Annotated in this window: 20 protein-coding genes; 5 read left to right on the top strand and 15 right to left on the bottom strand. The window is 70.7% G+C overall.

Features of this window, described 5'->3' with window-relative positions:
- The first annotated feature begins 77 nt into the window (after positions 1-77).
- The gene (locus tag OEB96_RS12255; protein ID WP_266215768.1) at positions 78-1,037 is read left to right on the top strand and encodes an ADYC domain-containing protein; all 960 of its coding nucleotides are present in this window, start codon (positions 78-80) and stop codon (positions 1,035-1,037) included.
- A 28-nt stretch (positions 1,038-1,065) separates the two neighbouring features.
- On the opposite strand, the gene OEB96_RS12250 is transcribed toward OEB96_RS12255, so the two are convergent.
- The 7 genes from OEB96_RS12250 to OEB96_RS12220 form a co-directional block, all read right to left on the bottom strand.
- Positions 1,066-1,683, bottom strand: coding sequence for an RNA polymerase sigma factor (locus OEB96_RS12250; RefSeq protein ID WP_266215767.1), 618 nt, complete (start codon positions 1,681-1,683; stop codon positions 1,066-1,068).
- Positions 1,684-1,785: 102 nt separating this feature from the next.
- Positions 1,786-2,736 carry a PP2C family protein-serine/threonine phosphatase gene (locus OEB96_RS12245; RefSeq protein WP_266215766.1) on the bottom strand — a complete coding sequence of 317 codons (951 nt, stop codon included), beginning with the start codon at positions 2,734-2,736 and terminating at the stop codon, positions 1,786-1,788.
- A 118-nt stretch (positions 2,737-2,854) separates the two neighbouring features.
- Complete coding sequence (locus tag OEB96_RS12240) at positions 2,855-3,859, bottom strand: undecaprenyl phosphate translocase family protein (RefSeq protein ID WP_266215765.1); 1,005 nt, start codon at positions 3,857-3,859, stop codon at positions 2,855-2,857.
- Between the two features lie 56 nt (positions 3,860-3,915).
- The gene (locus OEB96_RS12235; protein ID WP_266215764.1) at positions 3,916-5,730 is read right to left on the bottom strand and encodes a hypothetical protein; all 1,815 of its coding nucleotides are present in this window, start codon (positions 5,728-5,730) and stop codon (positions 3,916-3,918) included.
- 57 nt (positions 5,731-5,787) lie between these two features.
- Positions 5,788-6,528: a hypothetical protein gene (locus tag OEB96_RS12230; protein WP_266215762.1), complete on the bottom strand. Its 741-nt coding sequence runs from the start codon at positions 6,526-6,528 to the stop codon at positions 5,788-5,790.
- Positions 6,525-7,370, bottom strand: coding sequence for an ABC transporter permease (locus OEB96_RS12225; protein WP_266215761.1), 846 nt, complete (start codon positions 7,368-7,370; stop codon positions 6,525-6,527). The genes OEB96_RS12230 and OEB96_RS12225 overlap by 4 nt, the downstream gene beginning before the upstream one ends.
- The gene (locus tag OEB96_RS12220; protein ID WP_266215760.1) at positions 7,367-8,350 is read right to left on the bottom strand and encodes an ABC transporter ATP-binding protein; all 984 of its coding nucleotides are present in this window, start codon (positions 8,348-8,350) and stop codon (positions 7,367-7,369) included. Before OEB96_RS12220 ends, OEB96_RS12225 begins: the two co-directional genes overlap by 4 nt.
- 151 nt (positions 8,351-8,501) lie before the next feature.
- Here OEB96_RS12220 and OEB96_RS12215 point away from each other — a divergent pair, with 151 nt between their 5' ends.
- Together OEB96_RS12215 and OEB96_RS12210 are read left to right on the top strand one after the other, a co-directional pair.
- Positions 8,502-9,425, top strand: a complete 924-nt coding sequence (locus tag OEB96_RS12215; protein WP_266215759.1) for a DUF4159 domain-containing protein — start codon at positions 8,502-8,504, stop codon at positions 9,423-9,425.
- Complete coding sequence (locus tag OEB96_RS12210) at positions 9,422-11,839, top strand: hypothetical protein (RefSeq protein ID WP_266215758.1); 2,418 nt, start codon at positions 9,422-9,424, stop codon at positions 11,837-11,839. The genes OEB96_RS12215 and OEB96_RS12210 overlap by 4 nt, the downstream gene beginning before the upstream one ends.
- Positions 11,840-11,865: 26 nt before the next feature.
- On the opposite strand, the gene OEB96_RS12205 is transcribed toward OEB96_RS12210, so the two are convergent.
- Entirely contained in the window at positions 11,866-12,984 is a 1,119-nt protein-coding gene (locus OEB96_RS12205) for a zinc finger domain-containing protein (protein ID WP_266215757.1), read from the bottom strand.
- Positions 12,985-13,158: 174 nt separating this feature from the next.
- Positions 13,159-13,833 (bottom strand): LmeA family phospholipid-binding protein, encoded by a 675-nt coding sequence (locus OEB96_RS12200; protein ID WP_266215756.1) that lies wholly within the window; start codon positions 13,831-13,833, stop codon positions 13,159-13,161.
- A 216-nt stretch (positions 13,834-14,049) separates the two neighbouring features.
- Here OEB96_RS12200 and OEB96_RS12195 point away from each other — a divergent pair, with 216 nt between their 5' ends.
- The gene (locus OEB96_RS12195) at positions 14,050-14,184 is read left to right on the top strand and encodes a thioredoxin domain-containing protein (RefSeq protein WP_266215755.1); all 135 of its coding nucleotides are present in this window, start codon (positions 14,050-14,052) and stop codon (positions 14,182-14,184) included.
- A 9-nt stretch (positions 14,185-14,193) separates the two neighbouring features.
- On the top strand, positions 14,194-14,805 hold the full coding sequence (locus tag OEB96_RS12190) for a redoxin domain-containing protein (protein ID WP_266215754.1): 612 nt from the start codon (positions 14,194-14,196) through the stop codon (positions 14,803-14,805).
- Between the two features lie 38 nt (positions 14,806-14,843).
- On the opposite strand, the gene OEB96_RS12185 is transcribed toward OEB96_RS12190, so the two are convergent.
- From OEB96_RS12185 to OEB96_RS12160, 6 genes are all read right to left on the bottom strand, one after another.
- The gene (locus OEB96_RS12185) at positions 14,844-16,538 is read right to left on the bottom strand and encodes an adenylate/guanylate cyclase domain-containing protein (RefSeq protein ID WP_266215753.1); all 1,695 of its coding nucleotides are present in this window, start codon (positions 16,536-16,538) and stop codon (positions 14,844-14,846) included.
- Between the two features lie 4 nt (positions 16,539-16,542).
- Positions 16,543-17,244, bottom strand: a complete 702-nt coding sequence (locus OEB96_RS12180) for a geranylgeranylglyceryl/heptaprenylglyceryl phosphate synthase (protein ID WP_266215752.1) — start codon at positions 17,242-17,244, stop codon at positions 16,543-16,545.
- Positions 17,245-17,337: 93 nt separating this feature from the next.
- On the bottom strand, positions 17,338-18,606 hold the full coding sequence (locus tag OEB96_RS12175) for a radical SAM/SPASM domain-containing protein (protein WP_266215751.1): 1,269 nt from the start codon (positions 18,604-18,606) through the stop codon (positions 17,338-17,340).
- Positions 18,607-18,612: 6 nt separating this feature from the next.
- A complete protein-coding gene (locus OEB96_RS12170; protein ID WP_266215750.1) occupies positions 18,613-18,852 on the bottom strand; it encodes a hypothetical protein in 240 nt (79 codons plus the stop codon).
- Between the two features lie 306 nt (positions 18,853-19,158).
- Positions 19,159-20,256: a metallophosphoesterase gene (locus OEB96_RS12165; protein ID WP_266215749.1), complete on the bottom strand. Its 1,098-nt coding sequence runs from the start codon at positions 20,254-20,256 to the stop codon at positions 19,159-19,161.
- Positions 20,257-20,626: 370 nt separating this feature from the next.
- Positions 20,627-23,719, bottom strand: coding sequence for a hypothetical protein (locus tag OEB96_RS12160; RefSeq protein WP_266215748.1), 3,093 nt, complete (start codon positions 23,717-23,719; stop codon positions 20,627-20,629).
- Between the last annotated feature and the right edge of the window lie 72 nt (positions 23,720-23,791).

Raw genomic sequence — 23,791 nt, 5'->3', positions numbered from 1 at the left:
GTGCCACCCGGTCTAGCGCCACCGACTGGCACGACGCCAGCAGTACCGACCGCCCTTCCACTCGGGAGATCACGATCATGCCTTCGATTCGCACCGCTCTGTTGTCACTTCCCCTGCTCGTCGTGGCCTGCGAGCCCGAGGGAGGCCCCGACTCGTCCGCCTTCGAGCCCATCGACGTGGAAGCCCGCTGCCTCGGCTGCAACTGGGATCCTCCGGTGACCAACACCCACGGCCTCAACGGCCTGTCGGTCGCGGCGCTCGACACCACCGGGCAGATGTACGACGGCTGGCGGCTCGAGTCGGTCGAGATCATGATCGATCGCACCCTCACCCCGGTCTACGACGTATACGTCAAGGACGGGATGCTCCACGGCGTCGACGCCTCGAGCACGGAGCACTCGGGCGCCGCATTCGTCGACTCGGTGTGGACGGTGAAGCTCGAGGCGACCGAGAGCACCGCGGTGATGACGATCTCCGAGTTCACCGATGACCACGGGGCCTCGCGCTACACCTTCTTCGGCGGCACCGGGACCCCGAACTCCGAGACCTATACCTGCGCCGAGGACCCCGACACCGGCGAGTACTCCGTGGTGCTGTTCGAGAACATCGACGTCGACCCGGAATCGGGCACCCACTTCGAGCGCAGCGACACGATCTACTTCGGCTGCGTGTCCGGGGCGGTCGGCAAGGCCGCGGTGTGGGGCTACAGCCCCTGGAACGCCAGCGACGACGCCCACCAGGCGGCCTCACGGGCCGTGAGGGCCGACTACTGCGGAGACGGGACCCCGCACACGGTGCAGGGCACCGCCCTGCAGCTCGCCGACCCGTTCGACATCAACGAGTTCTCGGACCTCACCAAGGACACCGAGTCGTTTTGGACCCCCGACGGTGCCACCTGTGTGCTGACGACGCGCATCGCCGACTACCACGAGGGCATCGAGTGCGAGGGCGTGATGCTGCCCGAGTGCGACCCCGCCGACGAGCTCGCCGACTGGCCCGATGCACTGCTGTGGACCAAGGTCTTGGTCACGCCCTGATTGGCGACTGGCTCGGTCGCTGGTCCGACTATCCCTTGGGCCCCAGCACCTGCTCGCGCAGCGCCGCCGCCCAGGACTCGAGGTCGGTCATCGTCGACTCGACCGCGGCGGGCGAGCGCAGCAGCGTCTCGAGCTGCTCGCGCAGGAGCTCCCGCCCGCGTCGCAGGCGGCTGCGCACGGTGCCCTCGGGGACCCCGAGCACCTGCGCCAGCTCGGGGCCGCGGATCTTCTCGAAGTAGAACAGCTCGAGCGCGACCTGGAGATCGATCGGCAGCGAGCGCAGCGCCACCAGCAGCATCCGCTGCTGCTCGTCCTCGGCGATGATCCCGCTGGGAGACACGCCCAGATCGGCGCACGAGGTCACGCCGTAGTCGATCGCCCCCTCGCGATGCCGACGCTCGAGCTGGTTGTAGAGCTTGCTGCGCGCCACCGTGAACAGGTAGGTGCGAAAGCTGGAGTCGCCGCGAAACCGGTCGCGGCTCTGGACGCAGGCCAGGAAGGTCTGCTGCACCAGGTCGTCGGCCCCGTCGGTGACCTTGTTGCGAAAGAAGCGGAACAGGGCGTCGAAGTAGCGATCGAACAGCTCGTTGCCGGCCATGCGATCGCCGGCTCGCCAGGCATCGAGGAGCTCGAAGTCGGTCTTCACCTGCGGGCCGACTCTACCGCGATCGCCGGGGCCCGGGCCAGCACCGCGCCCCGGAGGCCGCGGCGGCGGACGGGCGCTCGGGGATCGGCACGGCCCCGAGTCCTAGAAGCGCGCCAGGACCACGGTGACGTTGTCGCGCCCGCCCGCCTCGTTGGCCGCGTCGACGAGGCCGCTGACCACCCGCTCCACCTCGCGATCGGTGCGTCGCAGGTGCTCGGCGATCACGTCGTCGCCGAGCATGTCGTAGAGCCCGTCCGTGCACAGCAAGAGCTGGTCCTCGATCTCGAGCTTCACGCGATGCAGCTCGACGTGGAGCTCGTCGCTGCCTCCCCCCACCGCGTTGACGAGCACGTGGCTGAGGTGGGAGCGCGCGGCCTCCTCGGGGGTCATGGCCGAGCCGTCCACGAGCATCTGCGCCAGGGTGTGATCGCGGGTCAGGCGATGGAGCGTGCCCTCGCGCAGCAGGTAGGCCCGGCTGTCGCCCACGTGCACGAGGTGGAGGTCGGGCCAGGTCACGTACGCCATCGTCAGCGTCGTGCCGAGATCGGGCGAGACGTTCTTGCGCCGCGCCACCCGGCGCACCCGAGCCTGGGCGCTGGCCACCGCGTCGCGCAGGCTCTGCGAGAGCTCCTCGAACGAGCGCTCGTCGGATCCCACGGCCCAGGGCATGGTCTCGAACGCATAGAGCGCCATGGCATCGATGGTGATCGCCGAGGCGAGCTCGCCCCCGCCGTGCCCCCCGATCCCATCGGCCACGATGAGCAGACGCCCTTGCGGCGTGTCGGTCAGCCGCGTGCCCGCCTGCGCCGGCAGGCTCGAGCCCTCGATGAACAGCGCGCGCTCGAGCGCGGCCACCAGGAATTGATCCTGATTGCTCGCACGCGTGCGTCCCACGTCGGTCGCCCCGTAGATGTCAGCGATCACGCCGGGGTTGGCGGCGATGGCCGCGGCGTCGGCCAGGCTGCGGTGCCCCCTGCCCCCGGCCGCCAGCAGCTGCAGCGTGCGGTTCTTACCGCCCCGGGTGCCACCCGCGGGCTGAGTGTCGCCGGCCATGGGGCGATCGTCTTGGTCGCTCACTTCGCTTGGATCGCCGGTGCGGGCCCGATTTGCAATCGCCTTCGCCCCGGGGCCCCAGGGGCTCGCCAGGGCTCGTCAGGGCATGGAACGCGCCTCAGGGGTCGCGGCCCAGGCGAGCCACGAGGGAGGTGGCGAGGAAGCCGGCCACGATGAGACCGAGCGCCCCTGCGATCTGCCCCGCGCCGGGATCGAAGAACACCGTGGGATAGTCCTTGGCCGGCAGCTCGGCGAGGCTCTGCGCGGTGAGGACCCTTCCCTTGATCACGTCGCCGACGGCGGGCTTCTCCCCGCGCTGGAACGGCCAAAGCCCCACCACCGCGCCCACCAGCAGCCCCAGCAGCACGCCGAGGGTCGCCTGCTCGTAGCGAGCGAGCAGCCACTTGAGCGCGTTGCTCACCAGGGCCACGCCCACCACCACGCCCAGGCCCACCGGGATCACGATGCCGAGCAGCGGATCCGAGAGCGCGGCCATGTCCCCGGCCTTGAGTGCGAGCTTGACGTCCTCGATCCCGCCCAGGATGGTCACGTAGACCCCGAGCACCAGCAGCAGGTAGCCACCGCTGACGCCCGGCAGGATCATCGCGCTGGCCCCCGCCACGCCGGCGAGGAACATCATGACGAACCCGACGTCGTCGGCCCCCGTGCCCGCGTGGCCCTGCGCCTGCGAGATGCCCAGCGCGGCCATGCCCCCCAGACCGCAGAGGGCGGCGATCCAGACTGCGGGGGTCAGCGGACGTCGCATGAGCCTCCAGATCACCGGGACCCCACCGAGGGTCAGCCCGATGAAGATGCTGTAGGCGACCCAGCGATGCTCGACCACGAAGTCCTTGACCAGCCCCGCGAAGCCCACGATCGCCACCAGGGCCGCCGAGACCACGATGCCCAGCACCAGGAGCGACTGTCGCCGCAGCTTGAGGGTGGTGACGTCGGCCACCGCCCGGATGAAGTGCGGGTAGATCCCCGCCGCCAGCAGCATCGTGCCGCCGCTGATCCCGGGCACGAGGTTGGCCAGGCCCATCAACACGCCTCCCATGCCGCCTCGGGCGAGGAGGGTCGCGGTGGGCAGGGGCGGGGGAGCGTCGTCGTCGTGCTGTGCCAAGGGTCCTCGGGAGCGCCGAGGCTAGCTCACGAAGGCGGGCGCGGGTAAGACCGACGTCAGAGCACGGTGAAGACCACGATCACCAGGTTGCGCCCCCAGGCGGCTCCGGGGGGACGGAAGTGGCTGATGGTGATGGCGGCCGCCACCTGCGGGTCCGTCACGATCGGCCCCTCGAGCGCGGGGTTCCAGCCCTCGAGCGAGTGCGGCAGGAGCACCATCCCCTCGAAGCTGCGGTGGGTCTGCTCGGCAAAGTGCCGCAGCAGCTGCCCGACCGCGTCCTCGGGCATCAGCTCGCCGTCGCGCACGCGCGCCGCCACGGCGGCCATCGTGCGCACGTCGCCCGGAGCCATGACCCGCACCAGGGGGTCCAGACCCGCCGCGGCGCGCTGGCGATCGATGGTCTCGAACAGCGCCACGATCTGCGGCGTGTAGTCGCGATCGCGCAGCTCGCTGTAGCTGGCGATCACGGACACCCGCATGGGCTGCGCTGGATCGGAGATCTCGGTGTAGGCCACGGTGTTGGCCTCGGGATCGAACAGGCGAGAGCGCGAGTAGGGCGAGAACAGCTCGGCCGCCAGATCGCGCTCGAGCGGCCAGTTGCTCGGCGAGGTGCTGGTGGAGAAGCTGCCCCAGCGGATCGCGGTGCCCACCTTGCGGCCCGCCATCATGCCCAGGGCGATCTGATCGGCCAGCTCGCCCTGCGAGGGATCGGCGATCGCCACGAGGAAGTGCGGCAGGAGCTGCGCGAGCACCTCGCTCTGGCCGGCGGAGGCGATGACGGGCTCCATGCCCGCCTTGCGCCGCAGGGCGCTGACCGCCGTGGCGAGCGCGAGGTCGTCGTGCTCCTGCGGGCCGATGGGCAGCGAGAGCCGCGGCGACTGGTAGTGGGTGGGCACCGGGCCGCGCGACGAGACCAACAGCCGCAGCACGCCGCGCCCGAGCAGCCGCCCCTTGGGGGAGGCGTTCAGCTCGATCACGGTGAACGCATCGTCGATGGCCACGGGGCAGCGCAGCGCGAAGCGAGGGGCGGCGATCGGCTCGTGGGTGATCGGGCGACACGGCAGCGCCCCCAGCTCCCCGCGCGAGGCATGGCCGCTGAGGTTGTCGAAGTCCCAGCGCATCCGCCCCCGCACGTCGACCTCGTGCCGCCCGTCGAGGACCAGCGGCACCGGCTCGAGCTCCACGTCGGGCACGCCGAACGCCAGGCCGAGCACCGCCTCGTCCTCGCCACGACCGATGAAGAACCCCGCGCTGGCCTCGGCCGGGACGTCCTTGGCCAGCGCGTCGAGGAACTGGCGATCCTTGACGGGGTGCAGCGGTCGCCCCGGCAGCTCCTCGACGGGCAGGCGCTGGATCGCGACCGCGGGGAAGCTCACCGGCGTGCCGCAGCGCGCGACGATGAAGCCGCGAAGGTCGGCCGCAGGCTCGTCGCCATGGGCGAGCACGAAGCGGCTCATCTCCTCGGCGACGCACTGCATGCCCTGGGTGACGCGGCGTCCGTCCTTGCCCTCGGCCAGCACGGCCGCCAGCGCCCGGGCATTGGGGTCGTCGCCACGATAGGTCACCACCTCGGTGCGCTGGGCCACGGGCCGTTGGAGGTCCCACGCATCGATGGGCGCCACCGACTGACCGAGGAGCCGCGCCGCCTCGGGGTGCGGACGAGCGGAGATCTGGTCGAGCTCGGCCTGGGTGGGGAAGGGATCGGGGATCGAGGACACCGGCTCGTGCTTGGCCGGCACGGCGGCGGCCGGCTGGGGCGGCGCCACGGTGCCCTCGGGTGCCGATCCCGAGGGCGCCTTGAGGCAGGCGCTCACCAGCAGCACGGACAGCGGGGCCAGGATGCGAACCGGGCGACGATCGGCGGTCGGCATGGTGCAGCCAATCATACCCCTGGGCCCGGCCCGCCGTGCCGCCGTCGATCGGGCCCGTCAGCCGTGCGCGGTGGCCAACAGCACCGCCCAGGCCACCAGCAGCACCACGGCACCGAGGCCCCAGCGCAGCGCCAGCCGTGGCCGCAGGCGTCCCTTGGGCCCGATCCCCCGCAGCACGAAGGCCACGACCGACAGCACCCAGCCTCCGAACGCCAGCGCGGCCAGGTGCCCGCGCACGGGTGCCGGGCCGGGCTCGCGCGAGAGCAACGCGAGGTGGTGGGCCGTCCGATCGCCGCCCGCCGAGCGCTCGATGCCCATGGCCTGCTCCTGCTCCGCCATCAAGGCGGCGATCCGCTCGTTGGCCCGCTCCCACCGCTCGCGGTGCGGGATGCCCAGCACCCGCGTGGCCAGCAGGCCCCGACGGATCTCGCGATGAGCCGCCAGCGCCACCTCGCGGCCGGGCGGACCGAGGGCCTCGTGCTCGGCCGCGATCGCCTCGAGGCGATCGAGCGCCACCTCGTCGGCCCCCCCGAGCGGCAGGCGCCAGCGCAGCGCCCGACCGAGGTGCTCGATCCGTGCGTCGACGTCGGCGCGAGCGCGGGCCTGCTCGGCCGCCGCGAGCTCGTTGCGCCCCTCGATGGCCACCCGCGCCGCCACCGGCACGAGCACCGCCGCCACCACGCCGACCACCATCAACGGACGCCGCGCCCACGCCGGGAGGCGCGATGCGGGGGCCGGCGGGGCCGGGCCAGGAGCCTGCTCCCCGACCTCGTCGGGCGTGGATGCGTCGTCGCTCACACCAGATCCCGCCGGGCGAAGAGCACCATGGCCCCCACGAGGCACGCGGCCGCGTAGAGCAACCCGTAGAGGCTGGCCTCGGCCACGTAGCCCCAGCTCACGAAGCTCTCGTGCACGCTCACCACCGTGTCGCCACCGGGCAGCTGCGACCCGGAGACGTAGAGCGCGTGGAAGTCGGGCACCACGTCGGCGCACGCTTCCAGCACGGTGCCCAGCGGAGTGCCGCCCAGCTTCTTGCCGGTGGCGAACGCGAGCAGCTCGGCCCGGTTGCGACCGATGACCCACAGCGCCCCCGTGAACATCGCCGAGAGGTAGGGCGAGGAGAACGACGAGAACAGCATGGCCACCGCCGTGAGCAGGCACAGCTCCACCAGCACCAGCACCTCGGCGCGCACCATCACCACCCCGTGGCTGCCTCCCTGCACGAGCACGAAGATCGCGAGGATGGCCGCCATCAAGGTCACCAGCACGGTCAGCGTGAGCACCTGACCGAGGTACTTGCCCAGCAGGAATTCGAAGCGACGCAGCGGCTTGGGGATCACGAAGTAGACCGTCTTGCGATCGAGCTCCTTGCTCAGCAGGTTGACCCCCAGGAACAGTGCGATCACCACCCCCACGAAGCTGATGCCGAACAGGCCCAGATCCTTGATGACGCGGATCTCCTCGTGCATCGACAGCTCGCCGAGCACCACCGAGAACGCCATCAGACCCACGGCGAACAGGGCGAGCACGTAGAGCACCCGGTTGCGCACGGCCTCGCGGAACGTGTTGAGGGCCACGGCCCACACGCGTGGCCCCATCGCAGACCGGACCCGCCCGGCCTCGTCGGATCGCCCGCTCATCGGCGCGCCTCCCTTCCATCGGCGGCCCCGCCGGGCGGCCCCTCCCCGCCCGGGTCGTCGTCGGGTCGCTCGACCTCGCTCATCAGCAGCGCCTCGAGGCTCTGACGGTGCGGCTGGAGCTGGAGCAGCCGCCCGCCCGCTTGCAGCAGCGCCCGCACGAAGGCATCGGCCTGGTCGAGGTCGGCCACCGACAGCAGGTGGCCCTCGGCCGCCTCGCGATGCTGGCCTTCGAAGCGCCGAAGACCGTCCACCGCATCGGCGGGCGCCTGCCACACCACGTCGACGCCGAGCAGGCGCGGGTCGAGCAGCTCGGCCTGCGAGCCCACGTCGCGCAGGCGCCCTCGCACCAGGATGCCCACGCGATCGCACAGCGCCGAGGCATCGGCCAGGATGTGCGTGCAGAAGAACACGGTGGTGCCCTGCTCGCGCAGCTCGAGCACCAGATCGCGGACCTCCTTGCGCCCCACCGGATCGAGCCCGCTCATCGGCTCGTCGAGCACCACCAGCTCGGGCTCGCCGATCAGCGCCTGGGCCAGCCCCGCGCGCTGCAGCATGCCCTTGGAGAACGACCGCAGCGGGCGATCGGCCGCATGCGACAGCCCCACCCGCTCCACCAGGGCATCGCCGCGCCGCCGCCGGGTCGCCGCGGGAAGGCCGTGCAGCCGCCCCACCATGTCGAGCAGCTCGCGAACCGAGAGGTAGTCGTAGAAGTAGGGATTCTCGGGGAGGTAGCCCACGCGGGCCTTGGCCGCGGGGTCGCCCGCGCGCAGCCCCAGCACCTCGGCCTTGCCTCCGGAGGGGAAGATGAGCCCCATCAGGATCTTGATGGTGGTGGTCTTGCCCGCCCCGTTGGGGCCCAGGAAGCCGAAGATCTCGCCGCGCTCCACCGTGAGGGTGATGCCCCGCAGGGCCTCGGTGCGACGACGGAGGAAGCCCCGGGTGAAGGTCTTGCGCAGGTCGCTGACGTGTAGGACGGCCACGGGGGTGACGAACGGCGCCCTGGGCGGCGCCCAGGCGGTGGATGGCGGACGGCAGGAGGTCGGCGGCCGAGCCGCGTTCGCGAGCGGGGTCCGCCGGCTGGGCCCGGCTCGGCCTCGAATCGGCGCTAGGATACGATGTCCGACGCCACCGATGCGACCCGTCGATCTCACGCGCCGCACGCTCCTGACCGGGCTCGGCGCCGCCGCCCTGGTGCCCGTGGCCGGGCTGGCACGCTCGGTCGCCTCGGCCCCGGGGGGCTCGGGCTCGCGGGCTTCGTTCGATCCGATTCCCGCCGCGCCGCCGGGTCCGGGTGTCTTCGATCCCACCACCCCGGACTGGGATGACCACGACCCCGCGCCCTTCGATCCATTTACGGGCAACCTGCACGGGGTCGACTCCTCCACCATCACCATCGACCTGCCGCAGCTGCGCTACGAGGGCAACTGGAACCCCCGGCCCGGCGCGATGCGGGTGCTGGCCCGCGAGCTGCGGCTGCGCACGCGCCTCGAGCCGGCGCTCGAGCCCGGCGAGGTCGCGGCCGATGCCGACGCCCTGTTCTCGACCCCGTTCCTCTACGTGGCCGGCGAGGGCGAGCTGCCGCCGCTGCCCCCGGGAGGCGAGGAGGCGCTGCGACGCTTCATCGATCTGGGCGGGCTCATCCTGTTCGATGCGGCCGACGGCGGCACCGATCCCGGGTTCGTGCGCGACGTCAAGGCGCTCTTGCAGCGCATCGCCCCCGCCAGCGAGGTGGCCCCGGTCGGTCGCGACCACGTGCTCTATCGCAGCTTCTACCTGGTGGACGCCCCGATGGGCCGCACCCGCACCCACGACCACGTGCTGGGGGTGCAAGACGAGGGCCGGCTGCGCGCCCTGGTGATGCGCAACGACCTGGGCGGAGCCCTGGCCGAGACCAACGACGGCTTGCCCGCCTATCCCTGTACCCCCGGTGGCAACGTGCAGCGCGAGTGGGCCGTGCGCTTCGGCGTCAACGTGCTGCTGTACGCCACCTGCACCGACTACAAGGCCGACCGGGCCCACGTGGAGACCCTGCTCCGGTCTCGTCGCTGGCGATGAGCGAGCGCATCAGTCTCGCGGCCGGGTACGTGCCCGACCCCTTGCTGGTGAGCGTGCTCGCCTGTGCGCTGATCCTCGCCGTGGGCGAGGGCCTGACCGCGTTCCGTCGCCGGCGTCCGGGGGTGCCCCGACGGATCGCCGCGGGCCTGCTCGCCCTGCGCCTGCTGGCGTTGGCATCGCTGCTGGCCGTGGCCTTCGAGCTGACCCTGCGCATCGAGCAGGTCACCGCGTCGGGGCGTCGGCTGGTGGTGCTCGTGGATCGCTCGGCGAGCATGGCCCTGCCCGACGCGCCCGACGAGGACACCGCGCCCACCACCCGGCACGCGCGGGCGATCACCGCGTGGCAGGACGGCGCCGACGCCCGGGTGGGCTGGCGCGACGACGGCCTCGTGGTCGACGTGCGGGGCTTTCATCTCCACTCGCAGCCGTTCACGGGCGCGCTCGCGGACACGCTCGAGGGGCAGTCCGACGGCGCGGGCTCGGACCTCGCCCGCGCGCTCTCCGAGCTGACCCAGCCCGAGCCCGACCGCGCCCCGCTGGCCGGGGTCGTGGTGATCTCCGACGGCCTCGTGGCCGCGGACGCCGCCACCGAGGGCCGCCTGGACACCGTGGCCGCGTCGCTGGGCGTGCCCATCACCACGCTCTTCGTGGGCGCGCCCTTCATCCGCGATGCCAGCGTGGCCGAGGTGCGCGCGGGCGAGTTTGCGTTCGTCGAGAACGTCACCGAGTTCGAGGCCACCATCGTCGCCCACGGCCTGGCCGGGGCCGCCACCGAGGTCCAGCTGCGACGCAACGGCGAGGTGGTCGCCACCGAGCGCCTGCGGCTGCCCGCCGACGGCCTGCCCGCCGTGGTGCGGTTCGAGGTCGCGCCCGATCGAGTCGGCCAGTTCGTCTACGAGATCGCGGTGCCGCCCCAGCCCGGGGAAGCCACGAGCGCCAACAACACGCGGGCGTTCGTGGTGAAGGTGCTGCGCGACAAGGTCCGCGTGCTGCACGTGGCCGGCCGCCCCGACTGGGACGTCCGAGCCCTGCGGACGCTCTTGCGGCGCGACCCCAACGTGGAGCTGCTCAGCTACTACATCTTGCGCGGCCTCGACGACATCACGCGGGAGGACGACACCGCCCCGCTCAGCCTCATCCCCTTCCCCACCGACGAGCTGTTCGAGGAGGAGCTGGGCTCGTTCGACCTGGTGATCCTGCACAACTTCGACGCCGTTCCCCACCAGGTCGAGCAGTACCTCGACAACATCGCCCGCTACGTGGAGGAGGGCGGCGCGCTGGTCCTCATCGGGGGCGATCTCGCATTCACCGATCTGGGCTACGGGCTACCCGAGCTGGCGGGGCTGTTGCCCGTGGACACCCGTCGACGCTCGCCGCTCGAGCATGGCGCCGTGCGTCCGATCCTCACCGAGGCCGGTCGCCGGCATCCGATCACCGCGTGGCTGTCGGCCGCCCACGAGGGCTGGTCGCAGCTGCCCCCGCTCGACGACCACAACCCGCTGCCCCTCAATCCCCGGGGCGATCGGATCGGCGCGACGTCGCTCTTGGTACACCCCGACGGCGCCGATGAAGAAGGACGCGAGCGCCCGATCCTGGCCGTGGCCGAGCCCGGGCGGGGGCGCATCATGGTGCTGGCCACCGGCTCGACCTGGCGGCTGGGCTTCGCGCCCGATCTGCCGCTCATCGACGGGGCCCGGCCCTACGATCTGCTGTGGCTCGGTGCAGTGCGGTGGCTGCTGCGCGACGACACCTCGGGTCGGCTGACGCTCGAGACCGATCGCCCGCGCTACCTCGTCGGCGAGACGGTGGAGCTGCTGGCCACCACGTGGTCGGCCAGCTACGCCCCCGAGCCGGGCATCGCGGTGGACTGGGCCCTGCGACCGCTGGCCACCATGAACCCTTCGCAGGCTCCCGCGCCCGACGGCGCCGCCCCCAAGCCCTTGCTCGAGGGCCAGTGGACCACCGACGGCCTGGGTCGCGCCCGCCACACGCTCGAGGCGCTCGAGGTGGGCGCCTACGTGGCCTGGGCCCGCCGCGAGCTGGCTGCGGGCGACGGCACCGGTCTCGCCGAGCCCAACCTCGATCCCGACGTGGACGCCATGGGCCAGCACGAGGTGCGCCGCGTGTTCATCGTGGAGCCGCCCGGACGCGAGCTTTCGCGGGTGGATGCCGATCCGGGCCTCGCTCGCCTGGCTCGACTCGCCGAGGCCACCGGGGGAGAGGCGCTCGTGGCCATCGAAGGCGACACCCTGCCGCGGAGGATCGCGCTGCGCGAGCCCGAGGACGGCCGCAACGGGCTACGGGTGGATGCACGACGCGACGTGCCGCTGTGGAACGGCTGGATGGCGCTGCTCTTGCTGCTGGCCAGCTTCGGCGGCGAGTGGCTGCTGCGACGCCGGCAGGGCGAGGTGTAACGACGGGCGATGGAGCGACGGCTCGCCTACCCCTCCCAGGCCATCGCCCCCGTCGCCGGATCGTACGCCCGCAGGTGCGACCAGTACTGCAGCACCACGTAGCGCCCATTGAACGCCATCGCGCTCAGGTTGTCGGTCACCATGCCCTGCAGCGGCACCGCATAGCGCTCGGCGCCCGTCTTCGCATCGAGCCCGATCAAGAGCCCTTCCTTCTCCTTGCCGGGCCGGGCCCCGAACACCACGACTCGATCGCCCGCCACCGCCAGCCCCGAGGCGAAGGTCGCCGCCGCATGGGGCAGCTCCTGCTCGAGCACCTGCTTGCCACCCTCGCGCACCCGCAGCGTGAGCATGGGCGTGCCCTGCCGGCGCTTGGAGAGCGCGTACTCGCGGCCATCGACCGTCAGCGACGTCGACTCGCCCGTGAGCCCGATGAGCCCCGGCGTGTCGAACGGCCCCGGGAACCTGGCGGGACAGTCGGTGACGCTCCCCGAGGGCAGCGCGACGCCCATGACCGAGCCATCATTGGTCTGCACGGCCACGCAGTCCTTGCCCATGGCCGCGGCCCTCAGAACGTCACGCCCCCGTAGCGACACGGGCGTGCCCGGCGAGCGCGCGTCGTGGAGCCACACGCCGAAGTCGGCCTTGCCCACCACGAACCACTCGCGCGAGGGACACGAGAGCCTCGCGCCCTCGCCCGCATGCTCGCCGCGCCACAGCGCCTCGCCGGTCGCCCCGTCCACGATCGCCGGAGTGAAGCTCTCCCCCGGCGGACCGACGAGCCCGACCACGTCGTCCACCCCGTCGCCGTTGGCATCCACGAGACAGACCCCGGTGGCATTCCAATGGTTGGCGGTCAGGCCCCCGAGCGCATCGGAGAAGAAGCCATCGACGTCGGTGGCGCTGCCGATCGCCAGGAAGACCGTCACCGCCACCCCCACCAGCGAGAGCACGAGGCTCATGATCACCACGGTGCGCGCGCCCGAGGCCACCGTGCGGGCCGAGCCCTCGAGCGCGAGGCCACTGGGCACCTCGGGCCCGTGCGCCGACACGCGGTTGTGGGCCTTGCAGTAGGTGCACGTCACCACGACCGCGCCCGAGGAGACGTCGAGCGGAGCCCCGCAGGCCTTGCAGTCGATGACGGCCACCTCCCACGAGGATACCGGGTCGCACGACGGGGGCGAATCCCCCTGCGAAGGATCCGGCGCTGCGGGAGCAGCACGGGCCGGTGGCGATCGAGGAGCCCCGGGTGTCACGATGGGTCGAGCCCACCGGGCCGGGGCGCCCGCTCACGGCGGAGGCGCTCGAGTCGCTGTAAGCCGCTATCCCTTCGCCATCGCGGCCTTGAGCGTCGGCGGCAGATCATCGATCGAGCAGGCCAGCCGCGCCTTGCCCTCGAGCAGCTCGAGCTGCGGCGAGCACGGCAGCACGTCCATCGACGGCAGCGGGAACACCAGCGGCGGCACCCCTGCCATCGGGACGGCGAGCTGCACCAGGCGCCCTTCGACGCGGGCCTTCACCTCGAGCTCCTGGCCCTTGTACACCCCCTTGGCCTTGCCGGGCGAGAACACGATCTTCGCGACCCCGACGTTCTGCGTGGCGATCACCCGGCTGACGTCGTCGTCGGTGACGAACGCCTGCGCGGTGGCCTTGCCGATGTCGGTCACCACCAGGCGCTGCTCGTCGATGAGCGCGTCCTTGTCGAGCGAGATCGTGTCCACGTCGAGGCTGACATCGGTGGCCGAGAGCCCCGCCTCCTCCACCGCGCCGATCCTGACGTGGAGCGCCTCCACCTCGCCATCGAGCAGCACCCCCAGCGTGAACGGAAAGCCGTCGAACTCCACGTCGATGCCCTTGGCCTGGGGAAGCGCCTTGGCCAGCTGCTGCTCGGCATGCTCCTCGGCCAGCTCCCGCACGTGCACGTCGGCATAGGCCAGACCGCCCACGATTGCACCGAGCACCAGGAGCACCACCACCAGGATCACGAGCTTCTTCATGGCTTGGACTCGCCCGAGCCAACCGGGCGAGCGCCAGTATGCCGCACGCGGCGCCTTCGCGTCGCCCGGGCCGGCTCATGCCGTAGGGCCGCATCGCGTCGCCGCTCTCCGTCCCCTGCACCGGATCCGCGCACGATCGGCGCTGCGATCCCGTGGACGCAGCGCGAGGCGCTCTCGAGATGCCTCGTGCGCGGTCGTGGCTAGGCTCTCCCCGCGATGATCGAACCCGGAACCACTGCCCCGACCTTCACCCGCACCGATCACCTGGGCCGACCGCTCGACACGGCCGCGCTCGGGGGCAAGCGTCACCTGCTGCTGCTCTTCTACCCGCTCGACTTCACCCCCACGTGAAGCTCCGAGGTGCCAGCGCTGGAGGCGCTGCAAGACCGTCTTCGTGCCGCCCACACCACCGCGTGCGGCATCTCCATCGACACCACGTTCAGCCACGCGGCCTGGGCCGAGCAGCTGGGCGGCGTCTCGTTCCCGCTCGTCTCCGACTTCCACCCCAAGGGCGAGCTGGCCGAGGCGTTCGGCGTGTACCTCGGGGACGATGGGATCTGTGATCGCGCCACGGTGATCGTGGATGCGGCGGGCACCGTACACCACTGCGCCAGCGTGACCCCGGCGGGCAAGCGCGACGCCGAAGCCCTGGTGAAGGTCTGCGAGGATCTCGACGCCGGCTGGTCGGAGTCCCTCCCGGACGCGGTCGCGCCCAGGGGATTGCCGCCGGGGGTTCGGCTCTACGTCAAGGATCGCTGCATGTTCAGCCGCTGGGCGCTCTACGCCCGCACCAACCTGCACCTGCAGGATGCGCTCCCCGTCGTCAACGTCTCCCGCGACCCCGAGGCGCTGGCCGAGCTCGAGCGCCTGGGCGGCAAGGGCCAGGCCCCCGCGCTCTACATCGACGATCGCATCGTGTACGAGTCGGCCGAGATCGCCACGCTCCTGGCCGAGCGCGCCAGCTGGAGCTGACGCTGCCCACCTTCACCCCGGCCGCCTCGGGCTCGGCTTCAGGCCGAGATCACGCCCTCGACCGACTCCCCCACGGTCCCCGTGCGGGCCGAGCCCAGATCGAGCAGGGCCATCACCCGGGTGCTCTGCGACTTGCCGCGCAGCTGGATGTCGTAGGGATCGCTGACCACGGCCTCGTCGCCGAGCAGGTCGCGGGTCGCCTCCGAGATCAGGATGTCCTGACCCAGCACCTTGCACGTCGACTCGATGCGCGCGCACACGTTCACCGAGTCGCCGATCACGGTGTAGTCGAGCCGCTGGGGCGCACCGATGTTCCCGGCGATGGCCTCGCCCGAGTGCACGCCGATCCCCATCTGCAAGGTGGGCATGCCGTCGGCCTCGAGCTTCTCGTTGAGCGCGACGAGCCGGCGGCGCATGCCCACGGCGGCCCGAGCGGCGCGCAGCGCCGACTCCCGTGCGGGCAGGACCACCGGGGCGCCGAACACCACCATGATCGCGTCCCCGATGAACTTGTCGATGAACCCACCCTGGGCCTCGCACTCGTCGACCATGGCGGTGAAGTAGCGGTTGAGCAGGCGCACCAGCCGGCGCGGGGGCAGGCTCTCGGTGAGCAGCGTGAACCCCCGGATGTCGGCCATGAGCACGGTGACCTCGAGCAGCTCGCCGCCGAGATTCAGGCCCCCTTGCAGCACGGTGTCGGTGACCTCGTGGGTCACGTAGCGCGACAGCGCGTCCTTGATGAACTCGCGCTCCTCGAGACCGTCGAGCATCTGATTGACCGCCACCATGAGCTGCCCGGCCTCGTCGCTGTTGCGCGGCAGGGCTCGCATCCCGTAGCGCTCGGGGCACAGCTCCGCCAGCATGCGCGTCAGCTCCTCGACCGGGCCGGTGATGTGGCGAGCGACCAGCAAGCACCCCGAGAGCGAGACGGCCAGGCCCGCGGCCGTGACCACCAGGAGCTCGAGGGCCAGGCCCGAGATGTCGCCGCTCTGCACCGCCTGCTCCGCCCCGCGGTACGCCAGCGTGCCCGCCACCACCGCCCCCACCACCGACACGCCCACGATCACGATGGCCATCTTCGCGGCCAGACCCAGCGACACGATGCCGCGGCCGGACACGGGCAGCAGCGGATTGCGAGCCGCCATCGCCCGCAGCACCTCCGCCATGCAGTGATCGGTGTAGAGCCACACGAACACGGCATCGAGCAGCGACGCGAGCAGGCCGCCGACCGCGATGTGCATGCCGATCGAGAGGCTCTCCGCGTAGAGCCCGGTGACGCTGGCGGCCAGCAGGCTCACGCCCAGCGCAGCCATGCCCACTCCGATCGAGATGAACACGGGGTAGTTCAGCGCCTCGTGCCAGGCACCGAGATCGACCATGTCGTCCGGATCTTGCAGCCACGCTCGCAGCGCCCGGGTGAGGCGCCGGTGCAAGAGGTAGGTGACCCCGATCGAGAGCCCGACCAGGACCCCCAGCCCCGCCAGGAAGAACGCCAGCACCCCGGGGGGGAACACCACCGAGAGCGTGATGTAGTAGGCGCCCACCGCCGCCGCGGTGGAGCCGATCGCGATCGCACCCGCATAGATCGCGGACACCCGGCGCGGAGACGGCAGCGCGACCTCGATCGGGCGCGCCCGCAGCTCGGGTCGCACCAGCAGGCTCACCGAGGTCGCCCCCGCGATCGAGTCGGCCGGCGTGGGCCGGATCTCCGACGGCTGCGGCACCAGACTCACGACGTCATGGCCTCCGCAGCAACCTCGCGTGGTAGTCGGCCGCCAGCGCGAGGGGATCGCTCGCCTGCTCGTACACGTTGGACGGGGTCACGATCGTCTGCGCCCCCAGCTCCAGGGCCCGCGCCGCTGCCCCGGGCGACAGCTCGTCCGACACCACCAGGTGCATCTCGGGCAGCTCGCGCAGGGCCGAGACCAGCTTGTGATCGATGGGGACCCGCGGGTCCTCGTAGTCGAGCGCCAGGTAGCGATAGCCCACCATCCGCGCGTACATCGCGTAGCCCATCAGCACCTTGGTCGACGGAAGCTTGAACGCATCGAAGTACCAGCGCGCGGTCGAGTCGCCCAGGATGAGGTAGGCCACGGGCAGGAACGGAAGCCCCTGCTTCATGATGTTCATGGCCGTCGCCACCGCGCCCGAGCCGAACGGCCGTGCGAAGTGGGAGTTGGAGTTCATCACGTCGGGCATCAGCACGATGTCGGCCTCGCAGACCGCATCGGGGCCCGACGGGTAGAGCACCACCGACAGCGAGGTCTCGCGCCGAATGGTCGGGATGAGCTCGTGCATCGCCGCCGAGCCCGTGCCGCCCATCAGCACCTGCTCGTAGCCGATCTTCTCCAGCTCGCGGTAGAACGCCGGGTCGGGGAAGGCGTCCGGATCGAGCAACGGCACGTAGGACGCAAAGACGTAGCTGAAGTCGGGATCCATCGGGATTGCGGGGCCGCAGGGACGCCCCGGCGTGGATCCTAGACTACACGAGCGGCCGAGTGTTTTCGCGCAGGGGTCGGGATCCGCGCAGTTTCAGCCGTCGCAACCGGGCAGAACGGGCAGGACGGGCAGCGCCCGGGTGCCAAGGGCGACGCGCTGGGCCGGGTCGAGCCCTGCACCGGGATCGGGCGCATCCAGGTCTTCCTCGACCAGCGCGAAGCGTCCGTGGTCGAACGGACGTCCCGGTGCACGCTGCAATGGGACCAGGCGCTCCCGTCGACCGGCCGCCGCCAGCGTACGCGCCCGGAAGTGGCAGTACGGATTGTTGCCCGGCCGACCGAGGATCGAGTGCGCGGTGAAGGTGCACCCTCCCATGCAGGTCCGTGCGAACGCGCAAGTGCGGCAAAACCCCCACAGATCCTCGACGGTACGGCCGCGCAGGGACCCCACGCGAGCATCGTCGGCCCAGATCGTGGCCAGCGGTGCCTCGGCCACGCTACGCCCCGCGTAGGCGTGGGTCTGCAGCGAGGGGCAGCCCTTGATCGCGCCATCGGACTCGATGCCCATCACCAGGCGACCCGCCTGGCAGCCCGCGAAGTGGTCGTCGCCATCCTCGGTGGGCGAACGCAGGAGCGCCTCCTCGGGGCCGAAGTAGCCGAGGTTGTTGCCGGGCATCAGCCGGATGCCATCGGCGAAGGCTCGCCGCTTGAGCGCGACGATGCGGGGGACCAGCTCCAGCAAGTCCCACGGCTGAAGGATCATCTCGGGACGATCGGCCGCGCGCCCCAGCGGCGCGGTGAGCTGCACCTGCCAGGCCACGATCCCCTGCGCGCGCAGGTGCTCGTAGAGCGGCTCGAGGTCGGCTCGATTGAGCCGGTTCACGTTGGTGTTGGCCGCCGTTCGAATCCCGGCCGCCCGCAGGTGCCCAAGCGCCGCCGTGGCTCGATCGAAGCTCCCATGGGAGGCCCGCATGCGATCGTGGGTGGCTCGAAGGCCGTCGATGCTGACCGAGCACAGGCGCAGGCCCGCGGTGGCCATGCGCTCGGCGAGCGGGCCGGTGATGCCCTTGCCGCCGGTGGTCATGGTGGGACGCACCCCGGCGCGTGCGAGCGCCGCGACGATTTCGAAGAAGCCCTCGTGCAGGTAGGCCTCGCCGCCGATCAGCACCACCTCGCGGGCACCGAGCGCCGCGAGCTCGTCGACCACCCGCAGCGCCTGCGCGGTGGTCAGCTCCACGTCGCGGGCCACCGCGGCTCGCGATCCGCAGTGGGTGCAGGCGTGATCGCAGCGCAGCGTCAGCTCCCACACCACGTAGGCGGGGTGGTGAGGCTGCGCGAGCACGTCGAGGCGACGCCGAGACATCGCAGGCTAACGGGGTGCCGCGGGGGGATCGGCCGCGCCCGCTCCGGTCGACTCGGCGGAGCCCGTCGACTCGGCCGCTCCGGTCGACTCGGCCGTGCCCGTCGACTCGGCCGCGCCCGTCGACTCGGCCGCGGCGGTCGATTCCTCCGTCGCGGTGCCGGCCGTGCCCTCCGTGCTGCCAGTCGGATCGGTGTCGGTGGGGTCATCGGGATCGTACGGCACGCCGTAGCAGGCCATGAGGGTCATGGCTACCGATGCACCACCGGCAGCCTTGAGCCAGAGGCCAATGCGACCGCCCACGCTCGAGGCGCTCGCGAGCGCACCGCAGTGGGGGCACGAGGAAGCACGCAGCGGCACGAAGCCGCGACACGAAGGACAACGGGGCAAGGAAGCCACGAGACGCACGATATCACGGGCCGGGGTGCGGCAACGCGCATTTCGATCGCCGCTCCCGAGCAAGCCGCTCTGACCGCTGGCGCGGCACAGCCCGCGCCCCCCGGGACTCGAAGGATTCTTCGGGGGCTGGGGGACGAGCGCTGGGCACCCTCGACGCTATGACTTCTCGGCCATCGGCTCGCGGATGATCTCGTACTCGTCCATGATCGTCCCGTTGATCGTCTTGACGTAGCCGCGCGCCTTGTAGGGATCGCCGTCGACGTAGAAGTCGATGAACAGGGCGCCCGGGGACTCGTCGCAGTCGTCGATCACCCCGCCGTTCATCTTGCACAGGTTCGAGGTGTAGAAGGACGCCCACCAGGTGTCGTCGTCGTGCTTGTCGGCCTCGTAGTCGCGCAGGCCCCGTCCGCCCGTGCCGACGACGCTGACGAACGTGCTGCCCTCGCCCACGGTCACCAGGTCGAAGACGCCGGTCGCCCCGTGGCCATCGTCCCCGTTGCCGAGATTGGTGAGCGTGAGCGTGCGCGAGTAGGTGTGCTCGTGCCCGGTGATGATGATCGCGCCCTCGTCCTGGCAGGCCTGGTACACGCCCCAGCCCGCGTCGTTGGTCTTGCTCCCGAGCTGCATGTCGGTCTGGTTCTTGTGCCACAAGCAGATCGACCAGATCGCGTCATTGGCCTCCAGCTCGGCGCGCAGGTGATCCTCGCTCTCGGCCTGGCCGTCGGTCACGTCGACGCCGGACATGGCCATGAACAGGCCCCGGTAGGTGCAGGCGCTGTTGCCCCCGATCTCACCGGTGCAGGCGGCTCCGTCGGCGAGCGCGTGTTGCAGGCGCTCCACCAGCTTCTCCTGATAGCCGTCGAACTCGGCCTTGTCGTGGTTGCCGACCACCGCGAAGATCGGATAGTCGGATCCGAACCCTTCGACGTTCTCCTCCTCCCACAGGTTCGGGTCGTCCTCATAGTCGAAGTCACCGGCGATGAGCACGAAGTCCGCCCCCTCCGACTCGATGAGCTCGCGAACGGCCACGGAGTCCTCACCGTTGCCCTGGTCGCCGATGAAGGCGACGCGCAGCCCCTCCTGGGTCGGGGTGCCGATGAGGGGAGGAGCTCCGTCTCCGCCTCCCGTGGAGGCGCCGTCTCCGGCTCCGGTGGTGTTGGCATCTCCACCTGCGGTGCTGGCAGCACCGCCACCGGACGATGCGGCACCGCCGGGCACGTCGACGGTACCGGGGCTGGTGTCGAGGTTGCCCACGGTGGCAACCGAACCGTCGGGCCCGACGCCGGACTCACCGAACGGAGGATCCGCGGGTTCCGCCGAGCATCCGACGACGAGCCCAAGCGAGAGGGAGAGGGAGAGAGTGGTGTAGCGGGTGGCAGGAGTACACGGTGTGTCCATCGAGCACGACCGTGTCACGAGCGCACCAGCAGCAGGAGGACCAAGGGAAGAATCACTCGGAGAATTTGCATAGTTCGTTCGATCGATCCGAACCATGCATGATGATGAATACCCGGGTTTCAGGGCACCGTTCGAGCGGCCGATGAGTCATGACGACATGGCCGACCGATCAACGAGGAACTCGTGCCAGCAGCTGGTGGCCTCACCATCGCGTCAGCCCGCGCGGTCACTCGCACGGAGGCGGCGGCGTGCCGTCGCACCACTCGAACGTGAACGTGCAACCGTCGGGGCCGGTGACCTGCGTGCACACATCGCCGCGGTGGTAGTGACTCTCGCCCCATATCATCCCCTCGACGTCGAAGTAACGGATGGCGATCGTGTCGCAGGACTCACCGGGCTCGACGATGACCTCGGACACTCGATTGCCGTTTCCATACGTGAACACACCGGCAGGGGGCTCCGTTTGGACGCTCAAGCTCCCGCCATCGTCGGCCAATGTCCAACGGAATTCCTGATGTTCTTGTCGCTCCGAGCAGACGTACCAGTCGAGAAGGAACGTCCCCGACGCCATGATCTCGATCTTGCCCCACCAGTAGGGGTTGTTCGAGAACGACATTCCGACATCATCGGCCTCGCTGCTGAAGACACCGAGCGCCCACTGTGGAAGCGACTCTCCCATCGTCTCCCTGGCGCCGTTCTCCGAGCCGCTTTCACTCGTCGTCGAGGGATCTCCGTTCGATGCCTCCGTCTCCGTGCGGTCCGTAGGGTCGCTGCATGCCTGTGCGACCAAGCCCGTGAGCGTCACGACCAGCGCGTTCGCGCGAGCGCGACGACGACGTCGCACTCCAACGAGCGCGAGCAACCCGAGGACCGCCGGGGCCAGGTCTCCGCGAGTGGAGCCCGTGCTGCATTCACAGCCGCCGCCGTCATCGATCACACCACCGCCACCCGTGGCGTCGCCGTCGGCCGCTCCAGCCCCGGTGACGTCGTTGCCGACGTCCGTCGCGCCCGTAACGTCGGCCCCCTCCGCAGCATCACACATCGACGTGTCGAGCATGCACGAGGCGTCGCACGCGAGCAAGCCGCCACTGAACTCTAGGCCGGCGCAGCTCGCTCCGCCAAGGTCGTTGCCATCGCAGATCTCCGAGCCTTCGCGTACACCGTTGCCGCAGGTCTCGCAGATTGCTGGAGGTGGAGCACCGCACGCTCGAAGGTCGTGATGGCACAGCACGTCGTTGACCTCCTGGTAGACCGCAGCGCCGAGGTTACACGACACGTGCGTCGCGAATGCGTCGATGAATTGGCGGAAGGAGTTCGCATCGATGCGCAAGGCATAGAGGAACGCGGGCATGAAGGCGTCGCGCGCCGACAGCCCCGGCGGAAGGTTCATCGGCGTGCACACATAGGGCGGCGTCGCAGCGCAGCTCTCACCGTGGAAGATCTCCCAGAACCCCTGGTGAAGGCTGTCGACCCGGTAGCCTCTCGACTGAGCGCACAGCCCCGTTGGCGGGTCCTCCTGGGCGACGAAGTCGTGATCGCAATGCGCTCCCACTGCGCAGGAAGCCGGGTCGAGAAAATGCGAGTAGGGCTCACCGCCCGGCCGACACGCGTCATTGTGCGGGATGCCGTCGCCGCCGAGGCTGATCGCGAGTAGCGGGTCGCAATCGTCGAAGGTCGCCATGGGGAAGAGCTCGCTCGTCGCCGCGATGGTGAACACCTGAGCGACGGCCTCCCGTAGCGCCGGCGCTTCCTCCGAGGTGTCGGGCTGGCAACTCGGCATGCACCCGGGAGCGCCCGTGCAGCCCAAGCCGGCACCGACGAAGTACGGCGCCGCGAACAGATCGACGATGTGGCCGAATTCGTGCGCGAGCACGTGTGCCGACGCGCCGGGGAATTCGATGGCGATGCTCGAGCCGTTCTCCAGCGTGGGGCCACCGAGCGGCTGCTCGTACTCGTCTGCGACGAGAGCGGGATCAACCCCTTCGAGCGAAACGTAGTTGGCGCAGTAGCTCTGCGTCGGACACAGGTCGAAGCCGGGCTGCACCCACAGCATCACCCTCGGCTCGAACTGACCGGGCGAGACCCCCGGTACGACGTTCAAGGAATCCCAGACGCCGGCCATGTACCGATCGACGAATGCGTAGAAGCTCTGGACGCGAACGTAGTGATTCTGAACATCGTACGCGATGGTCCCCGGCAACGCATCGAAGTCCGTCGTCACGCTCACCAGCGGCGGCACGGGACCGATGTCCATGAAGCTCATCGCCGAGCTGAGATCGTAGCCAACCACGCGCTCCGTCCCGACGATCACCTCGCCCCCGCGCGTCGAGCCTCGCAGTGGGCTCGCGTCGAAGAGCTGCGCCAGGCTCGCCGTATCGTCCGGTGGGCCGAATACATCCGATGCGGGATCCTCGGCCATCACACTGATATCCACCTCGTCGACCAGCCCCGCGGCCTCGATGTGCTCGGCGTGGATGATCGGCAGCGGAACGCTCGCCTCGGGGTCGGCGTCGACCACGATCGTGGTCACGGGCGAGAGCCCGGAGCGCACCGTCCCCGCCCAGCCGATGCGCTGCACCCTCGGCACCGCGACCAGGCGCACGCTCGCGATCTCCAACTCCTCGACGGGCAGCCCCGAGCGCTCCGCCGCGTGCGCGAGGATCGACCGTCGAGCCACCGCCTCGCTTGCGTGCTCCTCGACATTCGCCCAGTCCTGCCGCCCATCGACGATCGCGCCGTCGAACGCGATCGCTCCCCTCGGCCCCAGCGTCACCCGCACCGTGCCGTCCGGCCCGTACACGGGAATCCCACGGTACCGCTGCTGCAACCGCAGCACCTCGAGCCTACCTGCGGGTCCCCGAAACACCGGAGCCGGAACCAGATCGAGATCCTCCGGCGACACCCCCGCCGTCAGTCCCACGTCCTCGGGATGCTCGACCACGAACTGCTCGAACGACGCATGCAGTTCCTCGTCCGTCGCACCCGCGGTGGCCTCGAACAGCCGTGCCCCGAAGGCCGCGAGCCCCCATGTACGCCCGTCCCCGTGGCAGTACGACGCAAAGCTGCACTCCGCACCATCACAGGGCCAGTCACACGCAGGCCCCGTCCATCCGGGTGAGCACGTCGGGAGGACCTCGCCGCTGCAGGCCATCGAGTTCGCTCCTGCCGCCGCCGCAGTCTGTTCGGGCCCTTCGCCGCACTCGTGGGTCACGACCCGCCCGCTGCCTTCGCGCACCGACGCGAGCTCGTCCGGACATCCGGCCACCGCAATGCCCACCACCGTCAGCCCCCCTGCCACCAGAACTGGCGAACGATCCACTTGCCCGGACTAGCAACCGACCTCGCTGAAGCAACGACCTCGGCCGAATCGAGCTCGGCCTTTTCGTGCCAT

This window comes from Paraliomyxa miuraensis, assembly GCF_026337845.1.
GTDB classification, from domain to species: domain Bacteria; phylum Myxococcota_A; class Polyangia; order Nannocystales; family Nannocystaceae; genus Paraliomyxa; species Paraliomyxa miuraensis.
This window is presented reverse-complemented; position numbering and strand designations above follow the sequence as displayed.